The sequence below is a fragment of the Burkholderia sp. BCC1644 genome, from assembly GCF_902833225.1.
Lineage (GTDB): Bacteria > Pseudomonadota > Gammaproteobacteria > Burkholderiales > Burkholderiaceae > Burkholderia.
The window spans coordinates 583,365-595,191 of the sequence record NZ_CADFEI010000002.1 but is presented as its reverse complement, the minus strand read 5'-3'; the positions used below and the strand labels follow the sequence as shown (position 1 = coordinate 595,191).

11 protein-coding genes are annotated in these 11,827 nt (G+C 69.2%); 7 read left to right on the top strand and 4 right to left on the bottom strand.

The annotated features are described in order from the left end of the window. The first annotated feature begins 38 nt into the window (after positions 1-38). The 4 genes from HWX87_RS06055 (at position 39) to HWX87_RS06040 (ending at position 3,276) form a co-directional block, all read left to right on the top strand. Complete coding sequence (locus tag HWX87_RS06055) at positions 39-560, top strand: flavin reductase (protein WP_176046246.1); 522 nt, start codon at positions 39-41, stop codon at positions 558-560. A 3-nt stretch (positions 561-563) separates the two neighbouring features. Further along, a complete protein-coding gene (locus HWX87_RS06050) occupies positions 564-1,277 on the top strand; it encodes an ethyl tert-butyl ether degradation protein EthD (protein WP_176046245.1) in 714 nt (237 codons plus the stop codon). Between the two features lie 65 nt (positions 1,278-1,342). Then, the gene (locus HWX87_RS06045; RefSeq protein ID WP_059494762.1) at positions 1,343-2,263 is read left to right on the top strand and encodes a LysR family transcriptional regulator; all 921 of its coding nucleotides are present in this window, start codon (positions 1,343-1,345) and stop codon (positions 2,261-2,263) included. 92 nt (positions 2,264-2,355) lie between these two features. Further along, positions 2,356-3,276 (top strand): LysR family transcriptional regulator, encoded by a 921-nt coding sequence (locus HWX87_RS06040; RefSeq protein ID WP_176046244.1) that lies wholly within the window; start codon positions 2,356-2,358, stop codon positions 3,274-3,276. 171 nt (positions 3,277-3,447) lie between these two features. Here HWX87_RS06040 and HWX87_RS06035 read toward each other — a convergent pair whose 3' ends face one another. Both HWX87_RS06035 and HWX87_RS06030 read right to left on the bottom strand, forming a co-directional pair. Beyond that, positions 3,448-4,437, bottom strand: a complete 990-nt coding sequence (locus HWX87_RS06035) for a PDR/VanB family oxidoreductase (protein ID WP_176046243.1) — start codon at positions 4,435-4,437, stop codon at positions 3,448-3,450. 151 nt (positions 4,438-4,588) lie between these two features. Further along, the gene (locus HWX87_RS06030; RefSeq protein WP_176046242.1) at positions 4,589-5,986 is read right to left on the bottom strand and encodes an MFS transporter; all 1,398 of its coding nucleotides are present in this window, start codon (positions 5,984-5,986) and stop codon (positions 4,589-4,591) included. Between the two features lie 410 nt (positions 5,987-6,396). Between HWX87_RS06030 and HWX87_RS06025 the strand changes: the two genes are divergently transcribed. Continuing rightward, the gene (locus tag HWX87_RS06025; RefSeq protein WP_176046241.1) at positions 6,397-7,515 is read left to right on the top strand and encodes a porin; all 1,119 of its coding nucleotides are present in this window, start codon (positions 6,397-6,399) and stop codon (positions 7,513-7,515) included. A gap of 44 nt (positions 7,516-7,559) precedes the next feature. On the opposite strand, the gene HWX87_RS06020 is transcribed toward HWX87_RS06025, so the two are convergent. Together HWX87_RS06020 and HWX87_RS06015 are read right to left on the bottom strand one after the other, a co-directional pair. Next, a complete protein-coding gene (locus tag HWX87_RS06020; protein ID WP_176046240.1) occupies positions 7,560-8,597 on the bottom strand; it encodes a LysR family transcriptional regulator in 1,038 nt (345 codons plus the stop codon). Next, complete coding sequence (locus HWX87_RS06015; protein ID WP_176046239.1) at positions 8,594-9,562, bottom strand: AraC family transcriptional regulator; 969 nt, start codon at positions 9,560-9,562, stop codon at positions 8,594-8,596. Before HWX87_RS06015 ends, HWX87_RS06020 begins: the two co-directional genes overlap by 4 nt. Before the next feature lie 149 nt (positions 9,563-9,711). On the opposite strand from HWX87_RS06015, the gene HWX87_RS06010 reads away from it, so the two are divergent. Both HWX87_RS06010 and HWX87_RS06005 read left to right on the top strand, forming a co-directional pair. After that, entirely contained in the window at positions 9,712-10,818 is a 1,107-nt protein-coding gene (locus HWX87_RS06010; RefSeq protein WP_176046238.1) for an NAD/NADP-dependent octopine/nopaline dehydrogenase family protein, read from the top strand. Then, positions 10,815-11,825 carry a 3-hydroxybutyryl-CoA dehydrogenase gene (locus HWX87_RS06005; protein WP_176046237.1) on the top strand — a complete coding sequence of 337 codons (1,011 nt, stop codon included), beginning with the start codon at positions 10,815-10,817 and terminating at the stop codon, positions 11,823-11,825. The genes HWX87_RS06010 and HWX87_RS06005 overlap by 4 nt, the downstream gene beginning before the upstream one ends. Positions 11,826-11,827 lie beyond the last annotated feature (2 nt).

Sequence of the window (11,827 nt, the reverse complement as noted above, 5' to 3'; positions counted from 1 at the left end):
CCGGCGATCGCGCCGATTCTTCGCAGCAGGAGCTTGAGATGAACGATGCAACGATCCACGACGACATGCGCCAGGACTTTCGCGAGGCGATGTCGCGCCTGCCGGCCGGCGTCAACGTCATTACCACCGACGGCACGCACGGCCGCTGGGGCATCACCGCGAGCGCGGTCTGCTCGGTGACCGACACGCCGCCGACGATGCTGGTGTGCGTCAACCGCGGCAGCCGTGCGCACGACATCATGCACGGCAACGGGCGCGTCGCGATCAACCTGTTGCCGTCCGCGTGCCAGGAGGTCGCGAGGGCGTTCGCCGGCATGGCGCCGGGCGACACGCGTTTCGACGATGCGCGCTGGCGGGACGGGAAAACCGGCGTCCCGGTGCTGGCCGACGCGAACGTCAGCCTCGAAGGGCGCATCATCGACAGCAAGACGGTCGGCTCGCATTCGGTGATGTTCGTCGAGGTCGACCATATCGCGCTGCATGCGGCGGCCGACGGGCTGATCTACTTCGGCCGCGCGTTCCACCGGCTCGCGCATCCGCTGGCCGTGCAGGCGGGGTGACGGATGGACATTTGCCTGTTCCTGATCGTCGATCGTGGCGATGACGCCTTTCACGATGACGCCGGCGGGCCGCCACCGGGCCTCGATGATGCGATGGCGGCGCTGCGCGCGGTGCCCGGGCTGACGCGGCTGGTCGTGCATCGGCCCGCCGCGCTGGCCGCCGATCGCGCCGACCCCGTCGCGCGCCCGCCGTCGCCGGCATGCGTGGTGCAAGGCTACTTTGCCGAACTCGGCACGCTCGAAGCGATGCTTGCGCCGACGGGGGCCGCGCACGCGTGCGTCGCGCGTTGGCAGGCAGCCGGGCGGCGCGTCGTCCAGCAGGCGATGGCCGTACGCCCGATCGCGCTGGCCGGCCCGCGCGCGGCCGCGCAAAGCTGCACCTACCTCGTCAGCTACGACGGCGAAGCCGCGGACCCGAACGCGTGGCTGTCGCATTATCTCGATCATCATCCGCCGCTGATGGCGCAGTTGCCGGGCATCCGCGCGATCGAGATCTATACGCGCATCGATTACCGGACCGCGCTGCCGGTGCCGCGCGCGGATGCGATGCAGCGCAACAAGGTCGTGTTCGACGATGCCGGTGCGCTGGAGCACGCGCTGGCGTCGCCGGTCCGTCTGCTGATGCGCAGGGATTTCGACGCGCTGCCGCCGTTCACCGGTGCCACGCCACATTTCCCGATGACGAGCGAAAGTTTTGAGATAACATCGATCGAGTAGTCCGCGCCGCGTCGCGCGATTGCGGGTCCGCCGCGTCGACGCCCCCGCCGCGGCTCACGAGCGCCATGACCCAATCCCGTCCGGTCGTCACCGACCTCAACCTGCTGCGCGTGTTTCTCGCGATCTCGGAGCTGCGTAGCCTGACCGCGGCCGGCGAGCGGCTCGGGCTCACGCAGCCGGCCGTCAGCCACGCGTTGCGGCGGCTGCGCAACCTGTTCGACGATCCGCTGTTCGTGCGCACGCCGACCGGCATGGCGCCGACCGACACGGCGCGCCAGCTGCACGGCCCGCTGACGCGCGCGTTCGGCATCATCGATCTCGCGGTGCAGCAGGTCGCGCACTTCGATCCGGCCACCGCGAACCGCACCTTCCGGCTGTCGATGTCCGACATGTCGGAGTTCTATTTCCTGCCGCCGCTGCTGGCGAGGCTTGCGGACGTCGCACCCGGTATTCGCGTCGATATCGCGAGCGCGACGGTCGACGCGGTCGGCGCTGCGATGCGCAGCGGCGAGATCGATCTCGCGCTCGGCTACGTGCCCGATCCGGGCCCCGGCTGCGTGAGCGAAACGCTGTTCTCGGACGAGCACGTGTGCATGGTGCGGGCCGGCCATCCGCTGCGCAAGCGCGCGCCGACGCAGGAGGACCTGACCGCGCTGCGCTACATCTACGCAAGCAGCAATGCGACCGGCCACCGGATGGTCGAGAAGTGGCTCGACGCGTTGCACGTCGAGCGCACCGTCGTGCTGCGGCTGCCGCACTTCATCGTCGCGCCGGAGATCGTGCAGCACACCGATCTGGCGATCATCTTCCCGCGCAGCGTCGCCGAGCGCTTCAACCGCGGCCGCGCGTTCCGGATCTTCCCGTTGCCGTTCGTGCTGCCGCCGATCGAAATCCAGATGCACACGCACGTGCAGTTCGCGGCGGACCCGGGCATTGCGTGGCTGCGCGGCGTGATCCACGAGATGTTCCATCGCCCGGAAGCCTGACGGCGATGGCGCGCACCTGCGTAAAAATCCGCTTCACTGATTTAGAATGCGTTCACGCATCAATTTGACGAATAGTGATAGTGGAGGCGGTCATGACGTCGGTCGATCATCTCGATCTGAACCTGTTGCGCGTGTTCCAGGCGATCGTCGAGGAACGCAGCCTGACGAAGGCCGGCGAGCGGCTCGCGCTGTCGCAGCCGGCCGTCAGCTATTCGCTCGGGCGGTTGCGCACGCTGTTCGACGATCCGCTGTTCGTGCGCACGCGCTCGGGCATGCAGCCGACGCCGGTCGCGCTCGAGCTCGCGGGGATCGTCGGCAAGGCGCTCGACATGGTGCGCGTCGCGCTGCGCTACGCCGAGCGCTTCGATCCGGCGACCAGCACGCGTACGTTCCGGCTGTCGCTGTCGGATGCGGGGGAGATGGCGTACTTGCCCGCGATCTGCCAGGCGCTGCGCGAGCGCGCGCCGCGCGTGACGCTGAGCGTGCAGCCGCTGCCGGTGGAGGAGATCGAGGAAGCGCTGCGCGCGAGCCGGCTGGATTTCGCGATCGGCAACCTGCCGGAGCTGATGCCGCGCACGCGTCACCAGATGCTGTTCGAGGAAACCTACGTGTGCATGACGGGCCGCCGGCGCGGGTTGCCGAGCGGGGCCGCGCTGAGTCTCGAGCAGTTCGTGCGCGCCGCGCACGTCAACGTGAAGTCGGTCGAGCACAGCCATCACGCGCTCGACGACGCATTGCGCACGCAGGGCGTGGGCCGCAACATCGCGCTGGAAGTGCCGCACTTCGTCGCGCTGCCGAGCGTGCTGTCGGTCACCGATCTCTATGCGACGCTGCCGAAGCGGCTCGCGCAGATCCTGAACCGCGACAATGCATTCCGCCTGTACGGCCTGCCCGTCACGCTGCCGCCCGCGCCGGTGACGATGCACTGGCACGAGCACTTCCATGAAGACGAAGGCAATGCGTGGATGCGCATGTTGCTGGCCGAACTCGTCGAGCAGTTCGACAACGCGTGAGTCTTGAGGACGAAGGCGATGCGTGGATGCGTGCGTTGCCGGCCGGAAGCGTCGAGTGGTTCGACGACGCGCGACTCATGAGGACGACGGCAATGCGGATTGCCGGCCGATGTCGTCGAGCGGTTCGACGACACGGGACGTCTTGAACCGGCGCCGCGTGTGCCGCAAGCGTCAGAGATCGAGCACCAGCACCGCCGAGCGCGCACGCGACACACAGCAGCAGATCACCGTATTGCTCGCGCGCTCGGCCTTGCTGAGACAGTGGTCGCGATGATCGGGCTCGCCGTCGATGACGGGCACCATGCAGGTGCCGCACACGCCTTCGCCGCATGACGTATCGACTTCGATGCCGATCCGCGCGAGCGCATCGACGATCGACGTGTCGGGCGTGACGCGCACCGATTGCCCGCTGCGCTGCAGGCGGACTTCGAAGCCGTCGGCCGGGCCGGCGCCGGCTTCGGCGTGGCCCGCATCGGCAGCGACGGGTTCCGCCGCGAAACGTTCGAGATGGATCGAGTCTTCGGGCACGCGCGTCGCGGCCGCCGCGACGACCGCATCCATGAACGGTCCGGGGCCGCACGTGTAGACATGCGCGTGCGCATCGACCGCCGCGACGCAGCGGTCGAGTTCGACCGCGAGCGCAGCGGGCTCGACGCCGTAGTGGAACGTCACGTGCGACGCGAACGGCTCGGCGGACAGTTCGTCGACAAAGGCCGCATGCTCGCGGCTGCGTGCGAAGTAGTGCAGTCGGTAGCGCGCGCCGCGCGCATGCAGCGCGTACGCCATCGACAGCAGCGGCGTGATGCCGATGCCGGCCGCGATCAGCACGTGCTCGCTCGCGTCATCCGTCAGACGAAACAGGTTGCGCGGCGCGCCGATCGACAGCTCGGCGCCGACGGCCACGTCGTCGTGCAGCGACCGCGAGCCGCCGCGCGACTGCGCTTCCTTCTTCACCGCGAACAGGTAGCTGCCGCGCTCGTCGGGGTTGCCGCACAGCGAGTATTGGCGCGTGATGCCGGACGGTGCGGTGACGTCGATATGGGCGCCCGGTTCGTACGTATCGAACGGCTGGCCGTCGACGCGCGAAACCCGGAAACAGCGGATGTCCTGCGCCGCGTCGATCAGCGCGTCGATCCGGACCTGGTGGCGGTTCGCTTGCATGGGAAATTCCGTGGGGTAGGAGGAACGCGGCGCGGCAGACACCGCGCCGTCATGCGATCGAGAATAGGGATGGGCATCGCATAAATCAAATCGATTAAAAAGCGATGCCTGAATCAGTGGGATGGATGATGGTTGGATGGCGTGAGTGTGCTCAGCGCGCGGCGATCGCGTCGCCGGCGTCGGCTGCCAGCGGCGCCGCGGCCGATGCGTGACCGCGTTCGCGATCGAGGCTGCGGCGGTAATGCCGGCAGCCGGCGGCGAGCAGCAGCGCGGCGAGCGTGGCTGCCGCTACGTTGACGATCGACATCGAATGGCCGACTGCCGCCGGTGCGCCGAACACGCGGTCGGTGAACAGCGCGACGACGGTCGTGCCGATCCCGAGCGCGATCAGGTTCGACACGAGCAGGAACAGCGCGGAGATCTGCGCGCGCATCTGGTTCGGCGCGAGCGTCTGCATCGCGGCGGTCGACGTCGGCATCGGGAACGACGCGAAGAACATCGCGACGACGAGCATCGCGAGCGACGCCGGCAGGCTGTCGAGCTGCGTGAACAGCGTCGCGGGAATCACCATGCATGCGGCGCCGATCGCGCCGGCGCGCATCGGTGCGTCGGCACGGCCGCGTCGCAGCAGCCAGTCGTTGAGCCAGCCGCCGCAGAACACGCCGGCCGTATTCGCGACCAGCAGCACGATGCCGAGCGTGTAGCCGGCTTCGACGGCCGTCATCCCGAAGCGGCGGATATAGAACGCCGGCGTCCAGCTCAGCAGGCAGTACAGCGTCATCGCGTAGAACGAGAAGCCGAGGTAGTGGCACGAGAAGGTCGCGCGATGCGTGCCGACGAAACGCAGCGAATCGCGCATCGACACGCGCCGCACGGCGCCCGAGCGATCCTGCGCGAGCCCCTTGCGCTGCGGGTCGCGCACGGTCGCGGCGAACAGCAGCGCCACGAGGATCCCCGGCAGCCCGACGATCAGGAACGTGACCTGCCACGCATGCACCTGCCCGACGACCGGCAGCGTGAACGCGCTCGCATGCTTGAGCAGCGCGATCACGTAGCCGCCGATCAGGAAGGCGACGCCGCCGCCGATGAACGAGCCGAGCGAATACACGGCGATCGCGCGCCCGAGCTTCTCCTTCGGGAAGTAGTCGGCGAGCATCGAATACGCGCCGGGCGACAGCGCCGCTTCGCCGACGCCCACGCCCATGCGCGCGATGAACATCTGCACGAAATGCTGGCTGAGCCCGCATGCGGCGGTCGCGACGCTCCACAGCGCGATGCCGATCGAGATGATGCGCGGGCGCGCATAACGATCGGCGAGATACGCGACGGGCAGCCCCATCACCGCGTAGAACAACGAGAACGCGAAGCCGTTGAGCAGGCTGAACTGCGTGTCGGACAGGTGCAGGTCGCGCTTGATCGGTTCGATCATCAGCACGAGGACCTGGCGGTCGACGAACGAAAAGACGTACGCGAGCATGCAGATGACGACGACATACCATTCGTACGTATAGCGCTTGCCGTCGGCAGCGCGGGCCGTGGATGCGGACATGCGGATTCTCCAGGAGCGGGCGGTGGAAAAGCGCGGCAGCGGCCTTGCGGGCCGGGCGCCGTCGCGGCGCGAAAGCGTGCGGGTGACACGATCGGAGACGCAGCGTAGTCGGCCAAATTCGGCCGCCATAGCCGGAGTGACAGCGGCGCCACACGGACATTTACCGACCCGGATAAAGAAAACACCGAGGCGGTGCGCGCGGGCCGCCGCGCAGCGCGCGTGCGGCGGGGCGCGCGCGCATCATGCGGCGCATCTATAAGCGTTATAGAGCGCATTGCGTCGACGTCCGAAATTGTCGTTCCTAGACTCGGCCCGTTTTTGATCGGCAGCGTTGGCCGCTTGCGGCGAACGCGCATCACACCACGCGGCGCGACGCCGACCGGCGCCGGCATTTCTACGGGACGACGAAGATGAACCAACCGAACGGGCGGGCCGACCGGCTTGCCGTACCGCTTGCCGCGCTGCTCGCCTGCATCGCGCTGCCGGCCGCCGCGCAGTCGAGCGTGACGCTCTATGGCCGCATCGACACCGCGATCGAATACGCGAACGCCGGGCCGAACCACGTGACGCGCATGGGCAGCGGCAACCTGTGGGCATCGCAGTGGGGGCTGAAGGGTGTCGAGGATCTCGGCGGCGGTTACGCGACGATCTTCAAGCTCGAGGACGGCTTCAACGCGGGCAGCGGTGCGTTGTCGAACAGCAGCGCGCTGTTCGGCCGCGAAGCGTGGGTCGGCATCACGGGGCCGTTCGGCGGCGTGCAGTTCGGCGAGCTTTACACGATCCTGCATACGACGCTCGTCACGTACAGCCTGCCCGGCCTCGGCGCGGGGCTCGCATGGGGCAACGCGACCAACAACTTCGTCGGGCCCGCGTTCCTGCGCGTGCGCAACTCGATGCGCTATACGTCGCCGCGCTACGCAGGCTTCCTGCTGCGCGCGATGGCCGCGCGCGGCACCAACGGTGCGGCCGGGCAGCCGGCGACGCTCGGCGATACGTACGGCGCGGGCGTCAACTACGTGCACGGCGGCCTGTCGGTCGACGTCGACTACATGCAGCAGAAGTTCAGTCCGGTGGCGGCGTCCGCGCTCGGCGACACGAGCCCGGCCGCGAACGGCAACTACACGCTCGGCGCGATTTCGTACGACTTCAATGTTGTGAAGGTCGCCGCGTTGTACATGCGCCATCGCGGCGGCCCCGACGTCGCGACCGCGATCGACAGCCAGAGCGCGTATCCGCACAGCGACATCATGGAGTTGAGCGCGACGGTGCCGATCGGGCGTGCGTCGCTGCTGTTGAGCGTCGGCCATTACCGGAAGGTCGCGGACAGCGAAGGCAACGCGGATTCGTACGGCATCCGCTTCGACTATCCGCTGTCGAAGCGCACGGTGCTGTACACGGGCGCCGCGATGGTGCGCAATGGCGCGCATGCGCGCTTCGTCGTCAACGGCGCGGCGGGCGGCGGCGTCGCGGTCGCCAGGCCGGGCGCGACCGCAAGCTCGATCGTCGCGGGCATCCTCACGTCGTTCTGAGCGTGCCGGCGGGCACGCGCCCGTGCGCGGGCCCGCTTGCGCCGCTACGCGCAGGCGGGCGGCTGCGGCGCGAGCCATGCGTCGAACGGCGCCTGCTGCCCGATATTGAACAGTTCGAGCAGCAACGCGCGCAGCCAGCGATGGCCGGGGTCCGCGTCGAAGCGCCGGTGCCAGTACGCATTGACGGCCCATTCGCCGGCGCCCGCAATCTCGTACAGCACGCAGGGCTGCCGCGCGGCGAACGTGATCGCGATCGTCTCCGGCAGGATCAGCGCGTAGTCGCCGTCCTGCAGCAGCGCGGGCACCACCATGAAATCGGGCAGCGCCGCGCGCACGCGCGGCATCAGCCCGTGTCGTTCCAGCAACTGCATCGACTGCGGATGCGACGTGACCGCGACGAAGCGCAGCGCGTCGGGCGCGGTGCCGTCGAGCACGAAATCGTCGGGCAGCCCGACACGCTGTGCGGTACGGCGTGGCATCAGCAGCACGCAGCGCTCGTGCAGCAGCGCGGTGCGCTGGAAGTGGCTCGACGCGTCGGCGAAATGCCCGAGCGCGAAATCGATGCGCCCTGATTCGAGCGCGACGTTGAGCTGGCATTCGTCGACGTGCAGCGTCTCGATCACCGCGCCCGGCGCGCGCCGGTCGAACGCGGCGAGCAGCGTCGGCAGGAATGCGCTCGCCGCGAAATCGCTCATGTGCAGGCGGAACACGCGCTGCGTGCTGTCGGGCGTGAAGCGCGACCCTTCGTCGAGCACGTCCTGCAGGATCGCGAGCGCCTTGTCGACCGAGATCGCGAGCCGCTGCGCACGCGGCGTCGGCTCGACGCCGGTGCCGGTGCGCACGAACAGCGCGTCGCGGAACATCAGCCGCAGCCGGCCGAGCGCATAGCTGACCGACGGCTGCGTGACGCCCAGCCGCAGCGCCGCGCGGCCGACGTGCCGCTCCTCGTAGACCGCGCGAAACGTCTTCAGCAAGTTGAGATCGAGATCCTGCACGCGCAGGCCGTCGAGCGAATCGGCATCGTGCGCGGAAGGGTCGGGGCGGGCCGGCGTCGCCGGGCGGCCGGGGGCGGGATGCGTCATCGGGGTTGCCTCGCGGTGACCGAAGGCGCGTGGCCGTAACGCCGCGCATACGCCTTCGCGAAGTGGCCGAAGCCATGGATGCCGTGCGCGATCAACACGTCGGTCACGCTGCATGTGTCGCCGCGTTGCAGCGCCGCGTGCACGGCCGCAAGCCGGCGCTCGCGCACGTACGCGGCCGGCGTGGTGTGCAGGAACGCGCGGAACGCGTGCTGCAGCGTGCGCGGGGCGACACCCGCGACGGCCGCCAGTGCGGCCAGCGCGAGCGATTCGCCGAGATGCGCGTCGACGTGGTCGCACGCGCGGCGCACGTGCGCCGGCAACGGCGGCGTGCCGCGCGCGAGCGCGTCGCTGTACGAGTGCGGCAGGTGCGTGAGCAGCAGCGACATCAGCCACGCGGTGAGGTCCGCGCCGAACACGGGCGACGCGGCGCCGATGCCCGGCTGCACGCCGAGCCGGCACAGGTATTCGAAGGTCGGCAATACGAGCGCGGCGCCCGCGCCGCCGCTTGCGAGTTCGAATTGCAGCGGCCGCGTGAGCGTTGCCTGCAGCATGTCCTGCAGCTTGCGTTCGAGTGCGCCGCGTTCGAGACGCAGCACGAGGTTGCGGCAATCGGGGCTCGTGCTCAGGCGGCTCGCGAGCGCGGGCGACGACACGGTCAGCTCGCCGGGGCCCGCGCGCGCGACGATGCTGCCGGCCTGCAGCTCGCACGTACCGGCGAGCGTCAGCCTGAACAGGAAGTGATCGGCGTCGTCGCCGAAATCGATACGCGTTTCGCGGCCGTAGCAGAGTTCGAGCAGCGCGCCGTGATGCAGCGGCACTTCATACAGCTCCGCATGAAACGGATCGCGGCCGTACGCGGCCATCCGGTGCGGCCCGAGCCGGTGCGCGACCGCGCGTTCGACTTCGTCGGGCGCCTGCAGCGTGCCGAGCCGGTTCGGCGCATGGCGGGAAAGGGCGATGTCCATCGATAGACCTCGAAACGGATGCAGGGGCGTGGCGGCATGCGCGTCGCCGCGATTGCGTTGCGCGAACGGGCGTGTCGTTGCGCGTTTTGAAGCGACGCGGCGAGGGCGGCCGCGTAGTCTCGGAAACACTCAATCACCGGGAGAAAACGATGAAGGCATGTGTTCTGGGCGGCGGCCATGGCTGCCATGCGGCGGCGATCGACCTGCTCGAAAAAGGCCACGACGTGACGTGGTGGCGGCGCGACCGCGAGCCGCACGCGCGGCTGCGCGAGCTTGGCGTGCTGAACGTGACCGACTATCGCGGCAAGCGCACGGTGCCGCTCGGTGATGGGCCCGGCGCGATCCGCCTGACGGACGATCTCGCGGCCGCGCTGCGCGGCGCGCAGCTCGTCGTGGTGCCGCTGCCGTCCACGTCGCACGACGCGCTCGCCGCGCAGGTCGCCCCGCTGCTGGAGGACGGCCAGGTCGTCTTCCTGCCGCCCGGCACGTTCGGCAGCTTCGTGTTCGCGCGTGCGGCGGCCGATGCCGGCAACCGTTCGCGCGTCGCGTTCGCCGAAACGGGTACGCTGCCGTATCTCGTGCGCAAGCATGGCGACAACGAGGTCGTGATCAGCGCATACGCGACACGTCTGCCGACCGGCGTGTTTCCGGCGAATGCGGCCGGCCGGGCGTTCGACGTGCTGCGCGCCGGCTATCCGTCGGTCGAGCCGGTCGAGGACGCGTTGTCCGGCGCGCTGATGAACGCGGGCCCCGTGATCCATCCGCCGCTGATCCTGATGAATGCCGGGCCGCTCGAACACTTCGATGCGTGGGACATCCACAACGAAGGCACGCAGCCGTCGATCCGCCGAGTGACGAACGCGCTCGACGCCGAACGCATCGCGGTGCGCGAAGCGCTCGGTTACCAGGCGCCGCATTTCCCGCTCGCCGATCACTACGCGGCCGAAGGCGACGAATGGATGTACGGGCGCGGCGCGCACGGCAAGCTGACCGATAGCGGCGACTGGCGCGAGAAGATCGATCTGCGCACGCATCGCTACATGCTCGAAGACACCCGGCTCGGGCTGTCGTTCGTCGTGTCGTGCGGGCGCTGGGCCGGCGTGCCGACGCCGGTCGCGCAGGGGCTGCTGAGTATTGCAAGTGTGGTCGCGGTGCGCGACCTGTATGCGGAAGGCCGCACGCTGGAGCGGCTCGGGCTTGCCGCATTGTCGAAGGACACGCTGCGCGCGCTGCTCGACGCGGGGTACCCGGCATGAAGGCGGCCGCCGATATGACGCGCATCCACGTGCTCGGCGCGGGACGCATGGGGCAGGGGATCGCACTCGTGTTCGCGTTTGCGGGGCTCGACGTGACGCTGGTCGACTTCAAGCAGCGCGATGCGGCTGGCTGGCAGGCATTCGAAGCGCGCACGCGCGACGAGATCGTGCGGCCGCTGCACGCGCAGGTCGCGCTCGGCCGCATCGACGCCGCGCAGGCCGACGCCGTCGTCGCGCGCATCGTGCTCGTCTCGCGTGACGGCGCGGCGGACGCGGTACGTCACGCCGATCTCGTGTTCGAAGCGCTGCCCGAAATGCTGGACGCGAAAGCCGACGCGCTGCGCTGGCTTGGCGAACACGTCGATACCCATGCCACGATCGCGTCGACCACGTCGACGTTCGTCGTCACCGAGCTGCAGCGCCATGTCGCGCACCCGGGGCGGATGCTGAACGCGCACTGGCTGAATCCCGCGCTGCTGATGCCGCTCGTCGAGATCAGCCGCAGCGACGCGACCGATCAAGCGATCGTCGACATGCTTGCCGCGCTGCTCGAGCGCGTCGGCAAGAAGCCGGTGATCTGCGGGCCGGCGCCCGGCTATATCGTGCCGCGCATTCAGGCGCTCGCGATGAACGAAGCCGCGCGGATGGTCGAGGAGGGCGTCGCAAGCGCCGAGGACATCGACATGGCGATCCGCACCGGCTTCGGGCCGCGCTTCGCGGTGCTCGGGTTGCTCGAATTCATCGACTGGGGCGGCTGCGACATCCTGTACTACGCGTCGACGTACCTGGCCGGCGAGATCGGCCCGCGCTTCGCACCGGCCGCGAGCGTCGTGCGCAACATGGAAGCCGGGCGCGACGGCGTGCGTACGGGCGCCGGCTTCCACGACTATGCGGAGGTCGACGTGCCCGCGTACATGCGGCAGCGGCTCGGCGAATTCGCGCGGCTGCTCGATCACCTGAAGCTTGCGCCGGCGTTCGACAGCGCGCGGCGCGACGCCGGGCGCTGACC

Excerpts from the sequence above, each read along its gene's own strand:
- HWX87_RS06055 (WP_176046246.1), top strand. The coding sequence starts at position 39 with ATGAACGATGCAACGATCCACGACGACATGCGCCAGGACTTTCGCGAG.
- HWX87_RS06050 (WP_176046245.1), top strand. The coding sequence starts at position 564 with ATGGACATTTGCCTGTTCCTGATCGTCGATCGTGGCGATGACGCCTTT.
- HWX87_RS06045 (WP_059494762.1), top strand. The coding sequence starts at position 1,343 with ATGACCCAATCCCGTCCGGTCGTCACCGACCTCAACCTGCTGCGCGTG.
- HWX87_RS06040 (WP_176046244.1), top strand. The coding sequence starts at position 2,356 with ATGACGTCGGTCGATCATCTCGATCTGAACCTGTTGCGCGTGTTCCAG.
- HWX87_RS06035 (WP_176046243.1), bottom strand. The coding sequence starts at position 4,437 with ATGCAAGCGAACCGCCACCAGGTCCGGATCGACGCGCTGATCGACGCG.
- HWX87_RS06030 (WP_176046242.1), bottom strand. The coding sequence starts at position 5,986 with ATGTCCGCATCCACGGCCCGCGCTGCCGACGGCAAGCGCTATACGTAC.
- HWX87_RS06025 (WP_176046241.1), top strand. The coding sequence starts at position 6,397 with ATGAACCAACCGAACGGGCGGGCCGACCGGCTTGCCGTACCGCTTGCC.
- HWX87_RS06020 (WP_176046240.1), bottom strand. The coding sequence starts at position 8,597 with ATGACGCATCCCGCCCCCGGCCGCCCGGCGACGCCGGCCCGCCCCGAC.
- HWX87_RS06015 (WP_176046239.1), bottom strand. The coding sequence starts at position 9,562 with ATGGACATCGCCCTTTCCCGCCATGCGCCGAACCGGCTCGGCACGCTG.
- HWX87_RS06010 (WP_176046238.1), top strand. The coding sequence starts at position 9,712 with ATGAAGGCATGTGTTCTGGGCGGCGGCCATGGCTGCCATGCGGCGGCG.
- HWX87_RS06005 (WP_176046237.1), top strand. The coding sequence starts at position 10,815 with ATGAAGGCGGCCGCCGATATGACGCGCATCCACGTGCTCGGCGCGGGA.